Genomic DNA, 19,314 nt, shown 5'->3' with positions numbered 1-19,314 from the left:
GCGCCCCTAAAGGCAAAAAGCCAGGGGCGCGGCCTCTCTTCTCAGTGCTCCAGGAAGACTCTGCCGCCCAGTTCCACCCAGCCCTCCGGCTGGGGGGCTGTGAGGAGTTGGGAGCCGGTGCCCTGGACGATGTTCAGGGCTCGGCCCAGTTGGGCTGTCAGTTGGAGGGCCGCGGAGCCTGTGGCCTCGTCCTCGTTTATGCCGTCGCCTCGGCCGGGGAAGCCCCGGGCACGGATGCGGCCGGCCGCCTCGTCCTCCCAGGCCCAGGCGTACAGCCAGTCCCCTGGTGGGGGCACCTCCAGCGCGTCGACCTCGGCCGCCGTGTCGTACCGGCGGAGTGTGCGCGGCTCCGGCCACTCCGGGCGGGCCTCGATCCAGCTGAACTCGCCGTCGAGGCGGGTGCCCACCACGCCCGCGGGCGTGACGAGTTCGGGTACGTCGAGCAGCCAGGCCGCGCCGACGCAGGGGTATCCGGCGAAGGGCAGCCGCACACTGGGTGTGTAGATGTCGATGACCCCGCGCTCGGGGTCGTCCACGAACACCGTCTCGCTGAACCCGAGTTTGGCCGCGAACGCCTGCCGTTCGTCCTGCTCCGGCAGTACGGAACCGTCCCGCACGACCCCGAGTTCGTTGCCGTACTCACCGCGCGGTCCGCAGAAGACCCGCAGCACGTCGTAATCAGTCACGCGGGCATTCAAGCACCACGGGAGTCGTACGTACGCATCCGGCCGCCGGCCCCTGTCGACGGGGACGGCGGCCGGATGCGGTCGGTTCGGGTCAGGCCTGGGTGGCGCCCGTCGCGCGGCGGCGGCGTACCGCGAACACCACGCCCGCGCCCGCCGCGACCGTCGCCGCGGCCGCCGCGCCCAGGGCGCCGACCGGGACGTCGGAGCCGGTGGAGGCGAGGCCGCCCGTCACACCGCCCGTGGTGGAGCCGGTCGTGCCCGCGCCGCCGGTGGTGCCACCGGTGGTTCCGCCGGTCGTGCCGCCCGTCCCGCCGTTGGACGACGTCGGGTCCGGGTCCGGGAGTTCGGCGTCCTCGGACAGGGCCACGGAGAGGTCTACCGGGTCGAGTTCGGCGCCGGCCTGGTAGAAGCCTCCGAAGGCCTCCGCGCCGGCCTTGGTGAGGGTGGTGGTGACGTCGTCGAGGGTGATGACGTCGTTCTTGGCCGTCAGGTCGGCCGACTTGGGCTTGAGCTCGGCGAGGGTCACGTCGGCGGACTTCTTGCCGAGGCTGTCGACGTCGGCGGTCAGCTTGCCGGAGCCGCCGTCGACCTCCGCCTTGAGGTCGCTGAGGGTGAGGTCGAGGCCGTAAGTGCCGTTCGTCTCATGGCCCTTGAAGTTGACCGAGCCCTTGAAGGAGGCCTTGAGGGTGTCCTCGTCCGTGTCGTAGGTGCCGGTGGCGTCGGGGAAGGTGAAGATCCCGTTGCCGGATGCCTGCGAGGCACCGCCGGAGACGGTGATCCTGCCCTTCGCCACACCGTCCACCACATACGTACGGAAGGACTGCTTGACGCCCCAGCCGAGGGTGCCGTCCGTGATGTCGCCCTTGGTGGCGGCCTCGGTGGACGAGGACGTCGGGCTCGTGGTCTGCGACGGGGTGGTGGACGGGGTACCCGAGGGCGTGGTGGACGGTGTCGTGGAAGGGGTGGGCGAGGGGGTCGTCGAGCCCGAGGGCGTCGGGGACGGCGACTCGGTCTTCTTCTCCACCACCGTCAGGGGGTCGCCGGCCGCGCCGGTGTAGCCGGCGCTGCCGAAGACGTCACCCGCCTCCTTGGTCAGCTTGGTCGCCATGTCCGTCATCGTGCGGGTGACGGTGACCTCGGCGAGCGGCACGTCCTGCTGGGTCGTGCCGCTCTTCGTCACGTCCGCGGTGACTCTCGCCGCCTTGCTGTCGAACTTCACGTCGGACAGGGCGAGTTCGAAGCCGTGCAGCTTGGAAGCGATCTTCAGACCGCCCTGGAAGCCGAGCGCCACGGTGTGGGCCTCGGAGTCGTAGGTCCCGGTGCCGTTGACGAAGGTGAACGCGCCGTTGTCCTTGGCCTGCGTGGCGCCGCCCTCGGGCGTGAAGCTGCCGGCCGCCATCCCGGTCACGTACGTGCGGTACGACTGCTTGATGCCCCAGGTCAACTCGTAGCCCTTGAGCGGTACTTCGGCGGCGGACGCGGACGTCGCGGCGAGCGCGGTGGCGCCGAGCGTGACGGCGGTCGCGCAGGCTGCGGCGAGGGCTATGGGGCGGCGACGGTTGGCGGCCATGGTCGTGGGTCTCCTCGGTTCAGTGTGTGGGAGTCCGCTCAACCGGCGGACTGGGCTGGGAAGTTCAGTTCGCTTCGGGTGCGTCGGCGGCGGGCTGTGCACGACGCCTGCGGATGATCACGAAAGCCGCGGCCACCGCGATCAGGGAAGCCGCCGCGAGGCCGATGGGCAGGACGGGGACGTCCGAATCGCTCGCGGTGGCCTCGGACTTGGGTTCGGCCGTCTTCTGCTCGGCGGCCGCGGCTTCGGGGGTGGCCGACTCCGCGCTGCCCAGATCGGGCAGGGCGGGCAGTTCGGCGCTGTCGGTCAGGGCGACGGCGAGGGAGACCGGGTCCATCTCCGTGCCCGCCTTGTACATCCCGCCGAAGGCCTCGGCGCCGTCGGCGGTGAGCTTCGTGGGCGCCTCGGTCAGCCGGGCGAGGCCGTCCTTGGGCTTGAAGTCCTCGGCTGTGAAGGTGACCAGGGGGACCTTCTTCTCCGTACCGTTCGCCTTGGCCGCACTGCCCGTACCGCCCGCGCTGGTGACGTCGGCGTAGAGCGTGCCCTTTCCGTCGTCCGTGACCTTGGCCCGGAGCGCGCCGAGCTTCAGGTCGAGGCCCTGTTCGCCGGTGAAGCGGACGGCTCCGGTGAAGGTCGCGTCGAGGGTCTGCTTCTTCTCGTCGTAGGTGCCCGAGCCCTCGGGGAAGCGGAAGAGCGCGCCGCCGTCCTCGGCTCCGTCGGTGAGCTTCCACTCGCCCTTGGCGATGGACCCGGTGACGTACTCGCGGAAGGTCCGGCGCACGCCCCAGTCGACGGCGCCGTTCTCGATCCGGCCTGAAGTCTCCTTCTTCGCCTTGGACTTGGACGGCGAGGGGGACGGCGTGCGCGACGGCTCGGTGGCCGCCGCGGCCTTGACGTCGGCCGAGAGGCTGACCGGGTCGAGGGCGGTGCCGGCCGTGTAGTAACCGGCGAAGGACTTGGCGCCCTGGGCGGTCAGGGTGGCGGGCAGGTTGTTCAACTGGACCGCGTTGCCGCCGCCCTTCATGTCGATGCCGCCCAGGGAGAGGGAGGCGAAGGGCACCTGCGAGGACGTCGTGACCGCCCCGGTGCCCTTCGCCTTGCTGATGACGTCGACGTAGAGGGTGCCGCCGTTGCCGGCGAGCCGGACGGTCGGGCGGCTGATCGTGAGGTCGAGCTGATACGTGCCGTCGTCCTTCTTGTGCCCGAGGAAGTGGACACCGCCGGAGAAGCCGGCGTTGAAGGCGCCCGAGTCGCCGTCGTACGTGCCGGTCGCCGAGTGGAAGCGGAACTGGCTGCCGCCGACCGTGGCGGCGCCGCCCGTGAGGGAGAAACTGCCGTTCGCTATCGGGCCGGTGACGTAGCTCTGGAAGGAGGATTTGATGCCCCAGTCCAGGCGGCCGCCCTGCACGGTGCGGGCGGCCGCCTGGGCTTGACCGGCCGGGAGCAGTGCCACGAGTACTGCTGCGCAGAGCAGGGTCACGTAGGTGCGCAGGGGCGGGCGCGAGGGCATGGAGGTCCTCCGGGACGGGCGGGATCTGGCCGGATCCGGGGCGGTTCTGGCGAGAAAGGTAAGGCTAACCTAAGCTAAGTTTTCCGATGCGGGAAGCGTCGGATGAGACAGAAGAGGGGGCTGCGGGTCTTTCTTCGGCTGCGGACCGTGGGGGCTGGTCGCGCAGTTCCCCGCGCCCCTGGTGGGACGGGGCACCCTGCCCCACCGATGAACCGCAGACCGATCCGACCGAAGGGAACTACGCGACCGTGCGACGCATGCGTACACGAGTGGCAGGTGCACTGCTGGCGGTGCTCGCACTCACGGCGACCGCTGGCTGTGCCTCCGACGACGGCGGCTCGGCCGAGAGGGAGCCGGCCGCCAAGGCCGAGGTCGCCGCCGACCGGGTCGAGCCGCTGGCGGACACTCCGACCCCTCAACTCCCGGTCACCGTGCGCTCGTCCGACGGCAGGAAGGTCACTGTCAGGGACGGCGAGCGGATTGTTCCGCTGTCCGGGAGTCTCAGCGAGATCGTGTTCACGCTGGGGCTCGGGGACCGGGTCGTCGCCCGTGACATCACCGCCACCTTCGCGCAGGCGGAGAAGCTGCCGGTGGTCACCCGCAACCACGACGTCTCCGCGGAGAGCGTCCTGTCCCTCAAGCCCGATCTCGTGCTCGCCGAGACCACCACAGGGCCCGACGAGGCGATGGACCAGATCCGTGACGCGGGAATCCCCGTGCTCGTCGTCGACCCTGCGAAGGGCCTGGAGGACGTGGGTCCGCGGATCAACACGGTGGCCCGCGCCCTCGGCGTACCGGCCGCGGGCAAGGAGCTCGCGAAGCGCTCCGAGGAGCGGATCGCCGCCGTGCGCAAGGACATTCCGAAGGAGACCGACAGGCCACGCGTCGCCTTCCTCTATCTCCGGGGCAGCGCCTCCGTCTATCTGATCGGCGGCAAGGACTCCGGGGCCACCTCGCTGCTCGAAGCGGCGGGAGCGGTGGACGGCGGCGCCGAGTCGGGTCTGGAGAAGGACTTCACCACCATCACCACGGAAGCCCTCGCGAAGGCCGCCCCCGACGCGATCCTCGTCATGTCCAAGGGCCTCGAATCCGTCGGCGGCATCGACGGTCTCGTCAAGATTCCCGGTGTCGCGCAGACCCCCGCCGGAATGGAGCGCCGGGTCGTCTCGATCGAGGACGGCGTCCTGCTCAACTACGGGCCCCGCACGGACGAGGTAATGAAGTCCCTGGTCGACCAGCTGTACGGGGACGCGAAGTGACCGTGACCGACAAGGGCGCCGCCCCCGATTCAGGGACGGCGGACGCGGCTCCGGAGGCGTCGTCGCCCGCCCGTGAACGATCCGCCGGGCCCCGTCGCGGCGCCCCTTGGCTGCTCACCGTCGGACTGGCCGTCCTCCTCGGCCTTCTCACCCTTGCCTCCGCAGGGCTCGGCGCGTACGACATATCCCCCGGTGACGTCCTGTCGTCCATCGCGCACCGCGCCGGACTCGGCGGCGGCGAACTCGACCGGGTCCCCGAGTCGGTGCTCTGGAACGTGCGCTTCCCGCGGATCGTGCTCGCACTGCTCGTCGGCGCCTCGCTGGGCTGCGCGGGCGCGCTGATGCAGGGCGTGTTCGGCAATCCGCTCGCCGAACCGAGCGTCATCGGCGTCTCGTTGGGCGCGGCGGTCGGCGCGGTCGCCGCGATCTCGCTCGGCCTGAACTTCCTCGGCAACTGGACCCTGCCGGCCTTCGCCTTCGTGGCGGGTCTCGGCACGGCCCTGCTGGTGTACTCGATGTCCCGCTCGGGCGGCCGTACGGAGGTCGTGACGCTGATCCTCACCGGTATCGCGGTGAACGCCTTCGCGGGCGCGCTGATCGGTCTGTTCGTCTTCCTCGCGGACACCGCGGCGGTGAACCAGATCACCTTCTGGCAGCTCGGCTCGCTCTCCCAGGCCACCTGGCCGAAGGTGCTCGCGGTGCTGCCGTGCGCGGCGCTCGGGCTGGCCGTGGCGCCCTTCTACGCACGGAAGTTGGACCTGCTGTCCCTCGGCGAGCGACCGGCCCGGCATCTGGGCGTGGACGTCGAGCGGCTGCGGGTCGTGCTGATCCTGGTCGTCGCGCTGCTGACGGCCGCGGCCGTGAGCGTCTCCGGTGTCATCGGCTTCGTCGGGCTCGTCATCCCGCATCTGCTGCGCATGGCGGCCGGTCCCGGCCACCGTTTCCTCATCCCCGGCAGCGCGCTCGGCGGTGCGGTGGTCCTGCTCGCGGGCGACCTCGCGGCCCGTACCGTCGTGGAGCCCGCCGAGCTGCCGCTCGGGGTGCTCACCGCGCTCTTCGGCAGCCCGTTCTTCTTCTGGCTGCTGCGCAGGACCCGTCGCAGGCAAGGAGGCTGGGCGTGAAGCTGCTCGGACTGATCGGCACGAGGCCCGCGCCTCCCGGCCCCGTGCACCCAGGCGACGTACTCGCCGAGGCCGAGGCCCTGCACGTCCGGCTCGGTGGCCGCGAGGTGCTGTCCGGCGTGGACGTCATGGCCCGCGCGGGCGAGGTGCTGGCCCTGGTCGGGCCCAACGGGGCGGGAAAGTCCACCCTGTTGGGCGCGCTCGCCGCCGACCTCCCGGCCGCCGCGGGAGTCGTACGCGTCGACGGTCGCCCGGCGTCCGACTGGTCGGCGCAGGAACTGGCCCTGCGCCGGGCGGTGCTCCCCCAGTCCGCCGCGCTCTCCTTCCCGTTCACGGTCGAGGAGGTCGTACGGATGGGCCGGGCGCCCTGGGCCGGACAGGCCGAGGAGTACGCAGAGGAAACAGACGACGCTGCGGTGGCCGCGGCCATGGCGGCGACCGAGGTCACGGACTTCGCGGGGCGGCCCTTCTCGGCGCTCAGCGGCGGTGAGCGGGCCCGGGTGGCGCTCGCGCGGGTGCTCGCCCAGCGCACCCGGCTGCTGCTGCTCGACGAACCGACCGCCGCCCTGGACCTGCGCCACCAGGAACTGGTGCTCCGGGTCTGCCGCGCAAGGGCGCACGCCGGGGACGCGGTGGTCGTGGTGTTGCACGATCTGGGGCTCGCGGCGGCCTACGCGCACCGGGTCGTGATCCTGCGCGCCGGGCGTGCGGTGGCCGACGGACGGCCGGCCGAGATCTTCACCGACCGACTACTTTCGGACGTCTACCAACAGCCGGTCGAGGTGTTCCCGCATCCACGCACCGGCGAGGTCCTGGTGGCCCCGGTGAGGGGTTCTTGACCGGTCTTTGACCGTTTCGTGGGGGGTGTATTGAGCCGCCGTGATCAGGCCGTGGCCATACAACACCAATGAGAGCTGAATCACTGGACGGGCAGCTTTCGGTCAGGTAAGCCTCAGATAAGTTAGGGCAGCCTCACCGAGAATCTGTGCCTCCCCTGTGACCCTCTTGGAGCCTGTATGCGAGCCGTCCGACTCTCCGTCGTCACCGCCGCCGCGACCGCGGCGGCGCTGGCCGCTGTCACGGGCTGCACCGAGAAGAGCGATGCCTCGGGCGGCGACGACCGCGTCGTCAAGGTGACCGCCACGGACTCCAAGTGCGAGGTGTCGAAGACCAAGTTCCCCGCCGGGCACATCCAGATAGACGTCGAGAACAAGGGCTCCAAGGTCACCGAGGTCTATCTCCTCTTCCCGGACGACCGGATCGTCACCGAGCGCGAGAACATCGGCCCCGGCACCAAGCAGAAGGTCACCGCCGAGGTGAAGGAGGGCGACTACCGGATCGCCTGCAAGCCGGGCATGAAGGGCAAGGGCATCCGTCAGGACGTCACGGCCACCGGCTCCGGCAAGGTCGCCAAGCGTGACCCGCGTCTGGACGCGGCGGTCGCCTCCTACCGCGAGTACGCGCAGGAGCAGGCCGACGAGACCCTGCCCAAGGCGAAGGTCTTCGCACAGGCGGTCAAGGACGGCGACATCGAGGCCGCGAAGAAGGCGTACGCCGACTCGCGCATCGGCTGGGAGCGGACCGAGCCGGTCGCCGAGTCCTTCGGTGACATCGACCCGAAGGTCGACCTGCGCGAGGACGGTCTGGAGGAGGGCCAGGACCTGGAGAAGGACTGGACCGGCTGGCACCGCCTGGAGCGCTCGCTCTGGCAGGACAAGAAGCTCACCGACCGCGACTCCGAGCTCGCCGACCAGCTGATCACCGACCTCACCGACTGGCAGAAGCGGGTCGGCAAGGCCGAGATCACCCCGACCTCGATGGCCAACGGCGCCAAGGAGCTCCTCGACGAGGTCGCCACCGGCAAGGTCACCGGCGAGGAGGAGCGCTACTCGCACACCGACCTCGTCGACTTCAAGGCCAACGTCGAGGGTGCGGAGAAGTCGTACGAGCTGCTGAAGCCGGTCGCCTCGGAGAACGACGCGGCGCTGACCAAGGAGCTCGACACGCAGTTCGCGGCGCTGAACACGCTGCTCGACAAGTACCGCGAGGACAAGACCTCCTACGTCTTCACGTCGTACGACAAGGTTGGCAAGGCCGACCGCAAGGAGCTCTCCGACGCGGTGAACGCGCTCGCGGAGCCGCTGTCCAAGCTCGCCGCCGCCGTCGTGAAGTAGGACGTGACGTAAGAGGGGCCTGGCGCCATGACGGACACCACGAACACGACGAACACGACCGATACGACGAGTGCAGGGGAAGGTGCGGAGACCGGCGGGACGCGGGGCGCCGACTCCCGTGCTCCGTCGCGGCGTTCACTGATCGGCTGGGGCGGTGCCGGGCTCGCGCTCGGGGCCGCCGCGGCCGGCGGTGCGGTGGCGATGGCCCGCAACGGCGACGACGCGGAACCGACCGCCGCCGCGTCGGGCGCCGCGATCGCCTTCCACGGCACGAACCAGGCGGGCATCGCCACCCCGGTGCAGGACCGGCTGCACTTCGCCGCGTTCGACGTGAAGACGACGGACCGGGCCGCGTTCGTCCAACTGCTGAAGGACTGGACCGAGGCCGCGCGGCGGATGACCGCCGGGCACGCGGTCGGCGAGGGCGCGTACGGCGGTCTGGCGGAAGCGCCGCCGGACGACACCGGGGAGGCGCTGGGCCTCAAACCGTCGCGGCTGACCCTGACGATCGGCTTCGGCCCGTCCCTGTTCGACAGGTTCGACCTCGCGGACCGGCGGCCCGAAGCCCTGGTCGAGCTGCCGAAGTTCGCGGGCGACAACCTCGACGGGAACCGCAGTGGCGGCGACCTGTGCGTACAGGCGTGCGCGGACGATCCGCAGGTCGCGGTGCACGCGATCCGCAACCTCGCCAGGATCGGCTTCGGCAAGGTCGTCATCCGCTGGTCCCAACTGGGCTTCGGCAAGACGTCGTCGACGACTCCGGAGGCCCAGACCCCTCGTAACCTCATGGGGTTCAAGGACGGCACCCGCAACATCGCGGGCACGGAGACGGACCGGCTGAAGAAGTTCGTGTGGGTCGAGGAGAAGGACGGCCCGGCATGGATGGTCGGCGGCTCGTATCTCGTGGCCCGGCGCATCCGCATGAACATCGAGACCTGGGACCGTACTTCCCTCCAGGAGCAGGAGGACATCTTCGGCCGTGACAAGGGCGAGGGCGCTCCGGTCGGGAAGGCCAAGGAGCGGGACAAGCCGTTCCTGAAGGCGATGAAGCCCGACGCGCACGTACGGCTCGCGCACCCCGACACCAACGCCGGGGCCACGCTCCTGCGCCGCGGCTACTCCTTCACCGACGGCACCGACGGCCTCGGCCGCCTGGACGCGGGGCTGTTCTTCCTCGCGTACCAGCGGGACGTGCGCAAGGGCTTCATCCCGGTGCAGCGGAGCCTGGCGGCCGACGCGCTCAACGAGTACATCCAGCACGTGGGTTCGGCGGTCTTCGCGGTCCCGCCGGGCGTCCGCGACAAGGACGACTGGTGGGGCCGGGCGCTGTTCTCGAAGGACTCGAAGGTTTCCCAGAGCTCCACGAACTCCAAGGAGGCGTAGGCCGTGTTCGCGAACTATCTGATCGGCCTGCGCGAGGGCCTGGAGGCCAGCCTCGTCGTCTGCATCCTCATCGCGTATCTGGTGAAGACGGAGCGGCGGGACGCCCTGAAGCCGATCTGGATCGGCATCGCCGTCGCGGTGGGTCTCGCCCTCGGCTTCGGTTGCGCGCTCGAATTCGGCTCCCAGGAGCTGACGTTCGAGGCGCAGGAGGCGCTCGGCGGCTCGCTGTCGATCGTCGCGGTCGGCCTGGTCACGTGGATGGTCTTCTGGATGCGGCGTACGGCCCGCCATCTGAAGGCCGATCTGCACGGCAGGCTGGACGCGGCCCTGCAGATGGGCACAGGCGCGCTGGTCGCGACCGCGTTCCTGGCCGTGGGTCGCGAGGGCCTGGAGACGTCCCTGTTCGTCTGGACGTCCGTACGCGCCTCCAGCGACGGCACCGAGGGCCCGCTGATCGGCGTGCTGCTGGGCATCGCGACCGCGGTCGTGCTCGGTTACCTCTTCTACCGGGGCGCCCTGCGCATCAACCTCGCCAAGTTCTTCACCTGGACCGGCGCCATGCTGGTCGTGGTGGCCGCGGGCGTTCTCGCGTACGGCTTCCACGACCTCCAGGAGGCCGACTTCCTGCCGGGTCTGACGAACAAGGCCTTCGACATCAGCGAGACCATCCCGCCGGACAGCTGGTACGGCACGCTCCTCAAGGGCGTCTTCAACTTCCAGCCCGATCCGACGGTCCTCCAAGTCGTCGTGTGGTCCCTGTACTTGGTACCGACCCTCGCCTTCTTCCTGGCCCCTTCCCGGTCCGGCGAGGCACGACCGAAGACACCCGCGCCGGTCCGCGCCCCGTAGGGGCACGGGGCTGTGACATGTGCGGCTCCGCCGCGCGGGCGCGACCGGCCACGACGAACGCGCACCCGACAAATCCCCGGAGTACTTCGCATACTGGATCACGGTGCCGCAGCACTACGTGATCCCCCCACCCACGCGCCGACAGGCCCCGGTAGGGTTCCCCTCCGGGAAAGGGGAATGTGACGGTGACGGTACCCATGCGCAGGGATCACGGCCCTCATAGGCCACGCAGGCTCGGCCGGAGCGCGCTGACGGCGGCATCGGTGACCGTGCTGTCGGTGACGGCGAGCGGGTGCGTGGTGGTGCACGGGGAACGGGAGATCCTCCCCGGGGCCACGAAGACCGAGGCCGCGCGTGCACTGAAGGACTTCACGGCCGCCTACAACGAGGCCAACGGCGCCAACGACCCGTCCCTGGACGCGGACCGGGTCACCGGTGCTCTCGGGGACATCGACGGCGCGAAGTTGAAGGCCGGCGGCAAGAACCAGCCGGGCGGCAACCCCGACTACGTGCCGCTGCAGCTGAGCGACACCGAGTTCACGATCCCGAAGAAGGCGGGCTGGCCGCGCTGGTTCGTCACCGACTCGAAGGCCAACAAGGGCCGCGGCGAGGACCGTTGGCTGCTGGTGTTCACTCGGGGCGACGCCGACGACGTGTGGCAGGTGTCGTATCTGACGATCGTCGCCGCCGTAGAGGTGCCGGACTTCAAGAAGGACCAGGACGGCTGGGCGGAACCGGTCACGGCGACCGCGGCGGACCTGGCGGTCGCGCCCGGGGACCTGCCCCAGGACTACGCGACCTACCTCAAGGACGGCGGGGACACCTTCGCCGCGGGCACCCACACCACGAAGTGGCGCTCCGACCGCACGAAGAGCGCGAGCCGCCCCGGCCTCGCCCAGCAGTACATCGACGAGCCCCTGGCCTCCGGCGACTACGCCCCGGTGGCCCTGCGCACCACCACGGGCGGCGCCCTCGTCTTCTTCACCACCCGCCACTACCAGAAGCAGACAGCGGCCCAGGGTGTCCCCATCAACGTCACCAACGCCGACGTCAAGGCCCTCATGACCGGCGAACCAAAGCAGTCCCTCACCCTCGAATCCATCTCCAACCAGGCAGTCCTGGACCCCGCCAAGGACGCGGCGAACCAACAGGTGGAATTCCTGGGCAGAATCCAGGGCCTGACGGCGGCGAAGGGGGAGTAGGGGGGGCGCCCCTTCAGGGGCGCGGGGAACTGCGCAATCCTTTGGCTTTCAGGGGCGCGGGGAACTGCGCAGTCTTTAGGCCTTCAGGGGCGCGGGGAACTGCGCGACCAGCCCCCACTGGCCCGCGGACAAAGAAAATGCGAGACGAGGGGTACGGGGCGTCAGCCCCGAAGGGGCCACGCCGCAACATGATCCCGCTCAACCCCCGCATACCGAGCACACTCATCGGTAAGCACCTCGAGCAACGACAAAGGATCCGGCAGCCCGTGCTCCGGCCCCCGCACCCACTCCACACTCAACTCCCCCGGCAACCGAGCCGGAGGCACCAGCACATAGGACCCACGGCAGTGCCACCGCAACCCCGGATGCTCATCCATCGTCTCCGGATGACAGTCCAGCTCGCACGGCCACCACTCGTCCTCGTCCTCGGGCGTACCACGCGTGGCGGTGAAGAAGAGCATCCGGTCACCCCCGGACACCGCGACGGGCCCGACCTCGACCCCGAGCGCGAGCAACCGCTCCAGCGCCTCCTGCCCCGCCTCCAGCGGAACGTCCAGCACGTCGTGCACCATGCCGGTCGCGGTGATGAAGTTGGCCAGCGGTTGATGCCGGGCCCACCGCTCGATCTGCGCCCGGTCGGTCGTGGACTGTGTCTGCCAGGCGAACGACACGGGGTGCCGCGCGGGGGTGGGACACCCGACACGGTCACAGGAACATCGGTAGGCGGAGGGATGGGCGGCGGGCGCGAGCGGCAGCCCGGCTCCGGCGGCGGCAAGCAGCAGTTCCTCACGACTCGAGGAGTCGTCCCCGGAGTCCGTACGAGGCCGTCGGCCACGCAGCCACTGGGAGATCCTGCCCTGCCCGCCCGAGCGGCGGCCCATCTCTGCGCTCATCGATCCCCTCGCCCTGGCTGTTGTGCGGACAGCATGCCCTATGGTCCCACCATCCTGCGTCACGGGGGGCCGGAGCCCACATCCGGGGTAGGCGGGACGATGCCCGACCGGGTCATCCATCGAGTGTCATTGCATACTTTGAGACGATTTGCCCGCCTACGGTGTCGGCATGGTCACACGGACTGCGCTGACGGGTATCGCGGGTCTCACGTCGCTGGCCCTCGTGGGACAGGGCGGTGCGATCACCCCGCTGGAATGGGGCGCCGGCCCGCTGACGGTGTCCGCGCTCCCCCGCATCGTCCACACCGCGCACCGCGGCGGCGCCCGGGAGGTGCCGGAGAACAGCATGTCGGGCCTCATGGCCGCGTACGAGCGCGGTACGGCCCAGGTGCTCGACCTGGACACCCGGATGCTGCGCGACGGGACCGTGGTGGTCATGCACGACGCGACCCTGAACCGCACGACCTATACGGGCGGCCCGGTGGACGCGCTCGACCGGCGGGACTGGGAGGGGGTCCGGCTCCGCCCCGAGGACGAGCTGCCGGGGAGCTGGCGTTCCGAGCGGCCGCCGACGCTCGCCGAGGTGCTGGACCGTTTCGGCGGACGGGTGGTGCTGATGCTGGAGGCCAAGGACCCGCGGAGCCTGCCTGCCCTCGCCGCGATGATCAGGTCACGCGGTCTGACCCGCTCCGTGCTGGTCAACTCCAACCACCCGGCGCTGGCGTGGCGGGCCCACCGCATGGGCCTGGTCTCGCAGTTGTGGCGGTCGGCACGGCAGATGCGTACGGACCGGCCCGAGCGGTGGCGGTCGTTCGTGGACGTCCTGGACGTGGACCACAGGGCCCGCGACCGCGATCTCGTACGGGCGGTCAGGTCCGGCATTCCCCGTGTGTGGGCGCACACCGTGGTGACCCCTGCCGAGCGCGACCGCGCCCTCGCGCTCGGCTGCGACGGGATCATCACGGACGCGCCGGGACGGCTGGCGCGGGCGGAGGGCCGCCGGGCGGGAGGTCAGCGGGCGGCGGGGCCGCGTGGCGCGAGGCCGTAGAGGGCGTACTCGACGAGCTTGTCCGTGTACTCGTACGTGATGGGGCCCGTGTACTGGAGCCAGCGCTGGGCGAGCGGCGAGACGAAGAGTTCCAGGGCGATGCGCGGGTCGATGTCGGCGCGTACGGCGCCCTGCTCCTGGGCGGCGCGCAGGCGCTTCACATACAGCTGGAGCTGGGGTTCGAGGAGCTTGCCGACGAACTCCCGGCCGACCTGTTCGTTGACTACGCCCTCTGCCGCCAGGGCTCGTGACGGGGCCTCGAAGGTGGGGTCGAGCAGTTCGTCGACCGTGGACCTCAGCACCAGCTTGAGGTCGGCTTCCAGGTCGCCGGTGTCGGGGATCTCGTACTCCGCCCCCTCTCCGATGACCTCCGGCCGGGCGGCGGCCTCCGCCGCCTGGGCGCTCAGGTCGATGAACGCCTCCAGCAGGACGTCCGCCTTCGACGACCACCAGCGGTAGATCGTCTGCTTGCCGACGCCCGCGCGGGCGGCGATGCCCTCGATGGTGGTCTTGGGGTAGCCGACCTCGGTCACGAGCGCGAGGGCGGCGTCGTAGATCGCCCGCCGTGACTTCTCGCTGCGGCGGCTTGAGTCGGGGGCGGGCTTCTGCGGGGGCTGGTCGGACGTGTGAGCCATACGCCCCAATTTACCAGCCCGACAAGACGCTCCGTCTCGCCGAACGACAATTCTCGCCCCCGCCGCCCCTACCCATTCCCGTCCCTACTCGGGGGCCGGCCCCCGAACCCCCGCTCCTCAAACGCCGGAGGGGCTGAGATACCCAGGGGCGCGGGGAACTGCGCGACCAGCCACAACGAACCCGCAGATACCTCCCAGCCCGTCCGGCGTTTGAGGACGAGCGCGGCAGCGCGATACGGGGGTCTGGGGGCGCAGCCCCCAGGGGCGAGAAACAACCCGTTCGGCTCCCGCCGGGACGCCCGCTCGCGGCGCACCATGGGCTCCAACTGCCCCCGCGGTACCCGTAAGGAGCCCTCCTTGCAGCCTCCCCGCCGCGCCACACCCCGGCGCTACCTGATGTGCCCACCCGCACACTTCGAGGTCACCTACTCCATCAACCCGTGGATGGACCCCGCCAAGCCGGTCGACGTCCCCCTCGCCGTCGCCCAGTGGGAAGACCTCCGCGACCGCTACCGCGCCCTCGGCCACACCGTCGAGGAACTCACCCCCCGCCGCGGCCTGCCGGACATGGTGTTCGCGGCGAACGGCGCGACGGTGGTCGACGGCCGGGTCCTGGGCGCGCGGTTCGCCTTCCGCGAGCGGGAGGCGGAGGCCGAGGCCCACCTGGACTGGTTCCGCGCGAGCGGCTTCGACCGGGTCCACGAACCGGTCCACATCAACGAGGGCGAGGGCGACTTCGCCGTCACCGCCTCGTACGTTCTCGCCGGACGCGGCTTCCGGGCCAGCCCGCTGTCGCACGGCGAGGCGCAGGAGTTCTTCGGGCGGCCGGTGATCGGGCTCGACCTGGTCGACCCCCGCTACTACCACCTGGACACGGCCCTCGCCGTACTCGACGACGCGACGGACCAGGTCATGTACCACCCGCCGGCCTTCTCCCCCGGCAGCCGCGAGGTGCTGCGCCGGCTCTTCCCGGACGCGCTCCTCGCGGGCGACGACGACGCGGCGGCGCTCGGTCTGAACGCCGTCTCCGACGGTCTGCACGTGCTGCTTCCGCAGTCCGCGACCGGCCTCTTCGACCCGCTCAGGGAACGGGGGTACGAACCCATCGGCATGGACCTCAGCGAACTCCTCAAGGGCGGCGGCAGCGTGAAGTGCTGCACGCAGGAGCTACGTGTCTGAGCTCTCGCCCTCATCCGGGGCGGAGGACGGGGGCGGCCAGGCGTCGCCCCAGTCCGCGTCGCGGGCCGCCTTGTAGAGGAGGCCGTGGCGCTTGGTCACGGTTGAGCGGCGCAGTTGCTCCTCGGTCTCGCACAGGTCGAGGAGCACCTGTCCCTTGCGGATCTGCGGCCGCCGTACGACCCGGGAGGCGGCCGGGGTCACCGGGAAGCGGGTGGCGGCGACATAGCTGAACTTCTCGTCCTCGTACGCCAGTGAGCCGCCCTTGACCTGCCGGTGCAGCGAGGAACGGCTGACCCGGGCCGAGAAGTGGCACCAGTCCTTGCCGGGGACGATCGGGCAGGCCGCGCTGTGCGGACAGGGCGCGGCGATGTGGAAGCCGGCGCCGACGAGACGGTCGCGGGCCTCGATGACGCGGGTGTAGCCGTCCGGTGTGCCGGGTTCGATGATCACGACGGCCTGGGCGGCGGTGGCTGCGGCGTCCACGACTTCGGTGCGGGCCTGCTCGGTGAGCTCGCCGAGGACGTACGACACCGTGACGAGATCAGTGCTCTCGATGGTGAGCGCCGCTCCGATACGAGAGCGGTGCCACTCGGCGGACTTCAACAGCGGGTTCCGCGAGGCGAGTTCACGGCCGAGGGCGAGCGCGGGTTCGGCCCAGTCGAGCACGGTCACCGGCCGCTCCTCGGGCCAGGTGGCGTTGACGGCCCAGGTCGCCGCGCCCGTCCCGCCGCCCACGTCCACATGGCCGCCCGGCGTCCACTCGGGCACGACGTCCGCGAAGGCGTCCAGCGCGGCGCGTACGGCCTCGAAGGTCGCGGGCATCCGGTACGCGGCGTACGCGGCCACGTCCGCGCGGTCGCGCAGGATCGGGGCGTCGGTCGGGGTGGTCCCCCGGTAGTTCACGATCAGCCGCTCGACGGCCTGCGCGGCCGCCTTCGTCGGCAGCCCGTCGAGCAGCCCCGCCAGGGCCACACGCAGGGTCTCGGCTGGGGAAACGGGGGCGGTCACGGGGGAATTCTACGAGGGGTGCGGACGTGGGACGGGTGAGCGGTGCTCTCAGACGAGAGCACCGCTCACATCATGCTCGGCACCGGCAGCCGGAAGCGCCGCTCACAAACCGGAACAGCGCCCGCAATCGAGAGCACCGCTCACAAACCGGCGCGCCGCTCACGCACCTCGGACCGCCCGTGCCAGTCGTGTCGCCGCTGCCGCTCGGGGGCCGCTGTCCGGGGGCCGGCGGCGCGGGTGGACCGTGTTCGCCAGGAGCACCAGGAACGTGTCCGTCGACGGGTCCAGGACCAGCGACGTACCCGTGAAGCCCGTGTGGCCCGCGGCGCCGTGGCCGGCCAGCCCGCCCATGAACCAGGGCTGGTCGAGGGCGAAGCCGAGGCCGGGCGGGGAGAGGAGGAGTTCGACGTAGTCGGGACCGAGGATGCGGGCGGTGCCGTACGAGCCGCCCGCCAGCAGCGTGCGGCAGAAGACCGCCAGGTCGCCCGCCGTCGAGAAGAGGCCCGCGTGGCCCGCGATTCCGCCCAGCGCCCAGGCGTTCTCGTCGTGGACCTCGCCCCGCAGCATGCCCCGGTCCGCCTTGGCCCACGGTCGCCGCTGGTCCTCGGTGGCGGCCGCGTCCGGGCGGGGTCCGAACCCGGTGGCCGTCATTCCGAGCGGCCGGGTGATGCCGTCCCGGACGAGGACGTTCAGCCGGCGCCGGGTGATCCGTTCGAGGACGTGCTGGAGCAGCAGCATGTTGAGGTCCGAGTAGGCGTACGGGCCACCGGGCGCGGTCAGTGGCTCCTCGGCGCGCAGCAGGGCGAGCCGGGCCCTGTCGTCCCGGCAGTCGTACAGCGGGAGTTCGGGCCGCAGTCCGGAGGTGTGGGTGAGCAGGTGCCGCACGGTGATGCCGTACTCGGCGGCCGCGGTGAAGTCCGGCAGATACGCCCCGACGCGCGCGTCGATGCCGAGCGTGCCGCGCTCCAGCTGCTGCACGGCGGCCACGCTCGTGAAGAGCTTGGTGAGGGAGGCCAGGTCGAAGACGGTGTCCGCGGTCATCGGGACGCGGGCCTCGCGGGGCAGCTCGACGCCCGTGTCGGTGACCTCGTCGTACGCGGAGTACCGCACAGCCCAGCCCGCCGCCTCCTCGACGGCGATCACGGGCCCGCGTCCGGCGACCAGTACGGCGCCCGGGGCCCAGGGCCGGTCCCCGTCGGTGAGCCGCCGGAACTCTCGTACGAGACGGTCGAGTTCGTCGGGGTCGAGCCCGGCACGTTCCGGTGTGCCGAGGCGCAGTCTCGGTGCGCTCAGCTCTCCTCCCCCACTCTCGGCTGCGCTCGAGCGGGGGAACCCCCACCCTTCACGTCCGCCTGTCTCCGCCAGGGACGGCACAGTCCCACGAAGCAGCCGACGGCGACCAGTGAACACGCCAACTGGACGACGGCCATCGGGACCGCGGTGTGTTCCCCGGCGATGCCCACGAGGGGTGTGGCGAGCGCGCCGACGAGGAAGGAGGAGGTGCCGAGCAGCGCGGACGCGGAGCCCGCGGCGTGCCGGGTGCGCATGAGGGCGAGCGCGTTGGTGTTGGGCATGCACAGGGTCATCGCGGACATCAGGACGAAGAGGCCGACGGCGATCGGGACGAGGCCCACCTCGCCGAAGACCCCGCTCGACATCAGCAGCAGCGCCGCCGAGGCGGTGGTGATGATCCCGAGGCCGACCGCGAGGACCTTGTCGAGACTGACCCGGCCGACGAGGAGCTTGCCGTTGATCTGGCCGACGGCCACGAGGCCGATGGAGTTGACGCCGAAGAGGATGCTGTAGGTCTGCGGGGAGGCGCCGTAGATCTCCTGGATCACGAACGGCGACGCGGATATGTACGCGAAGAGCGCCGCGAAGGCGAAGCCGCCCGTGAGCATGTAGCCGGTGAAGACGCGGTCGGCGAGCAGGCCGCGCATGGTGCGCAGCGCCTCGACGGTGCCGCCGCTGTGGCGGTGCTCGGGCGCGAGGGTCTCGGGCAGCGTCCGCCAGACGACGACGGTCAGCACGATCCCGACGGCGGTCAGGATGTAGAAGACGCCCCGCCAGTCGGTGATCCGCAGCACCTGTCCGCCGATGAGCGGCGCGATGATCGGCGCGACCCCGGAGATCAGCATGAGCGTGGAGAAGAACCGGGCCATGTCGACGCCGTCGTAGAGGTCGCGTACGACGGCGCGTGCGATCACGATTCCGGCGGCGCCCGCGAGGCCCTGGAGCAGCCGGAAGGCGACGAGGAGTTCGATGGTGGGGGCGAACGCGCACACGGCGGTGGCGACGACGTAGACGAGCAGTCCGGCGATGAGCGGCCGTCTGCGCCCCCACTTGTCGCTCATCGGGCCGACGACCAGCTGCCCGAGGGCCATGCCGGCGAGGCACGCGGTGAGGGTCAGCTGCACGGTGGCCGCGGACGCGTGGAGCGCGTCGGTGACCTCCGGGAGCGCCGGGAGGTACATGTCGATGGACAGCGGCGGTACGGCGGTGAGGCCGCCGAGGACGAGCGTGACCAGGAGTCCCACGGAACGGCGGGCCTCCGGCGGCGGTACCGGTGCCGCCGCAGCGGCGGTCGCCGTCTCCTCGGTGACCGCGTCGGTGACCGTCTCGGTGACGGCCGCGCTCGGTATGTGCCCCTCCGGGCCGTCCTGGTCCCGCGTGGTGCGGCCACGCTCGGACATGCGCCCCTCCCTGTTTGTGGAATACGCCACCTATGCTCTCAGCTCGTACAGGTGGTCGAGACCATCGCGTTCGAGTCGTCGGTGATGTTCGGGTCGTCGACCAC

The 19,314-nt window shown here is 70.9% G+C and carries 17 protein-coding genes; 9 read left to right on the top strand and 8 right to left on the bottom strand.

The genetic code is table 11. From position 1 onward, the window contains the following. Positions 1-41: 41 nt before the first annotated feature. The 3 genes from JEQ17_RS33115 to JEQ17_RS33105 all read right to left on the bottom strand — a co-directional run bounded on the left by JEQ17_RS33115 (position 42) and on the right by JEQ17_RS33105 (position 3,766). Positions 42-686 carry a PhzF family phenazine biosynthesis protein gene (locus tag JEQ17_RS33115; protein ID WP_200398678.1) on the bottom strand — a complete coding sequence of 215 codons (645 nt, stop codon included), beginning with the start codon at positions 684-686 and terminating at the stop codon, positions 42-44. A gap of 91 nt (positions 687-777) precedes the next feature. Further along, entirely contained in the window at positions 778-2,256 is a 1,479-nt protein-coding gene (locus tag JEQ17_RS33110; protein WP_200398677.1) for an HtaA domain-containing protein, read from the bottom strand. A 64-nt stretch (positions 2,257-2,320) separates the two neighbouring features. After that, positions 2,321-3,766: an HtaA domain-containing protein gene (locus tag JEQ17_RS33105; RefSeq protein ID WP_200398676.1), complete on the bottom strand. Its 1,446-nt coding sequence runs from the start codon at positions 3,764-3,766 to the stop codon at positions 2,321-2,323. Between the two features lie 257 nt (positions 3,767-4,023). Between JEQ17_RS33105 and JEQ17_RS33100 the strand changes: the two genes are divergently transcribed. From JEQ17_RS33100 to JEQ17_RS33070, 7 genes are all read left to right on the top strand, one after another. Then, positions 4,024-5,025, top strand: coding sequence for a heme/hemin ABC transporter substrate-binding protein (locus tag JEQ17_RS33100; protein WP_200398675.1), 1,002 nt, complete (start codon positions 4,024-4,026; stop codon positions 5,023-5,025). Next, positions 5,022-6,146: a FecCD family ABC transporter permease gene (locus JEQ17_RS33095; RefSeq protein ID WP_200398674.1), complete on the top strand. Its 1,125-nt coding sequence runs from the start codon at positions 5,022-5,024 to the stop codon at positions 6,144-6,146. The genes JEQ17_RS33100 and JEQ17_RS33095 overlap by 4 nt, the downstream gene beginning before the upstream one ends. Then, on the top strand, positions 6,137-6,985 hold the full coding sequence (locus JEQ17_RS33090) for a heme ABC transporter ATP-binding protein (protein ID WP_383389676.1): 849 nt from the start codon (positions 6,137-6,139) through the stop codon (positions 6,983-6,985). Before JEQ17_RS33095 ends, JEQ17_RS33090 begins: the two co-directional genes overlap by 10 nt. A 177-nt stretch (positions 6,986-7,162) precedes the next feature. Further along, the gene (efeO, locus tag JEQ17_RS33085) at positions 7,163-8,320 is read left to right on the top strand and encodes an iron uptake system protein EfeO (RefSeq protein ID WP_200398672.1); all 1,158 of its coding nucleotides are present in this window, start codon (positions 7,163-7,165) and stop codon (positions 8,318-8,320) included. 27 nt (positions 8,321-8,347) lie between these two features. Next, positions 8,348-9,703: an iron uptake transporter deferrochelatase/peroxidase subunit gene (gene efeB, locus JEQ17_RS33080; protein ID WP_200398671.1), complete on the top strand. Its 1,356-nt coding sequence runs from the start codon at positions 8,348-8,350 to the stop codon at positions 9,701-9,703. Between the two features lie 3 nt (positions 9,704-9,706). Beyond that, positions 9,707-10,552, top strand: a complete 846-nt coding sequence (gene efeU / locus JEQ17_RS33075) for an iron uptake transporter permease EfeU (RefSeq protein ID WP_200398670.1) — start codon at positions 9,707-9,709, stop codon at positions 10,550-10,552. Positions 10,553-10,749: 197 nt separating this feature from the next. Beyond that, positions 10,750-11,754 carry a hypothetical protein gene (locus JEQ17_RS33070; protein ID WP_200398669.1) on the top strand — a complete coding sequence of 335 codons (1,005 nt, stop codon included), beginning with the start codon at positions 10,750-10,752 and terminating at the stop codon, positions 11,752-11,754. A 161-nt stretch (positions 11,755-11,915) separates the two neighbouring features. On the opposite strand, the gene JEQ17_RS33065 is transcribed toward JEQ17_RS33070, so the two are convergent. Beyond that, complete coding sequence (locus JEQ17_RS33065) at positions 11,916-12,647, bottom strand: bifunctional DNA primase/polymerase (RefSeq protein ID WP_200398668.1); 732 nt, start codon at positions 12,645-12,647, stop codon at positions 11,916-11,918. A 169-nt stretch (positions 12,648-12,816) separates the two neighbouring features. Between JEQ17_RS33065 and JEQ17_RS33060 the strand changes: the two genes are divergently transcribed. Beyond that, entirely contained in the window at positions 12,817-13,695 is an 879-nt protein-coding gene (locus JEQ17_RS33060; RefSeq protein ID WP_200398667.1) for a glycerophosphodiester phosphodiesterase, read from the top strand. On the opposite strand, the gene JEQ17_RS33055 is transcribed toward JEQ17_RS33060, so the two are convergent. Further along, on the bottom strand, positions 13,659-14,330 hold the full coding sequence (locus JEQ17_RS33055) for a TetR/AcrR family transcriptional regulator (RefSeq protein ID WP_200398666.1): 672 nt from the start codon (positions 14,328-14,330) through the stop codon (positions 13,659-13,661). The genes JEQ17_RS33060 and JEQ17_RS33055 overlap by 37 nt on opposite strands. Positions 14,331-14,726: 396 nt before the next feature. On the opposite strand from JEQ17_RS33055, the gene ddaH reads away from it, so the two are divergent. Then, the gene (ddaH, locus tag JEQ17_RS33050; RefSeq protein ID WP_234048806.1) at positions 14,727-15,509 is read left to right on the top strand and encodes a dimethylargininase; all 783 of its coding nucleotides are present in this window, start codon (positions 14,727-14,729) and stop codon (positions 15,507-15,509) included. Here the strand turns inward: ddaH and JEQ17_RS33045 are convergent. The 3 genes from JEQ17_RS33045 to JEQ17_RS33035 all read right to left on the bottom strand — a co-directional run bounded on the left by JEQ17_RS33045 (position 15,498) and on the right by JEQ17_RS33035 (position 19,210). After that, positions 15,498-16,517 carry a small ribosomal subunit Rsm22 family protein gene (locus JEQ17_RS33045; RefSeq protein ID WP_200398664.1) on the bottom strand — a complete coding sequence of 340 codons (1,020 nt, stop codon included), beginning with the start codon at positions 16,515-16,517 and terminating at the stop codon, positions 15,498-15,500. The two genes, ddaH and JEQ17_RS33045, sit on opposite strands and share 12 nt — an antisense overlap. A 159-nt stretch (positions 16,518-16,676) precedes the next feature. Then, a complete protein-coding gene (locus JEQ17_RS33040; protein ID WP_200401854.1) occupies positions 16,677-17,882 on the bottom strand; it encodes a serine hydrolase domain-containing protein in 1,206 nt (401 codons plus the stop codon). Then, positions 17,807-19,210, bottom strand: a complete 1,404-nt coding sequence (locus tag JEQ17_RS33035; protein WP_200398663.1) for a multidrug effflux MFS transporter — start codon at positions 19,208-19,210, stop codon at positions 17,807-17,809. The genes JEQ17_RS33040 and JEQ17_RS33035 overlap by 76 nt, the downstream gene beginning before the upstream one ends. Positions 19,211-19,314: the final 104 nt, after the last annotated feature.

The sequence above is a fragment of the Streptomyces liliifuscus genome, from assembly GCF_016598615.1.
GTDB classification, from domain to species: Bacteria; Actinomycetota; Actinomycetes; order Streptomycetales; family Streptomycetaceae; genus Streptomyces; species Streptomyces liliifuscus.
This window is presented reverse-complemented; position numbering and strand designations above follow the sequence as displayed.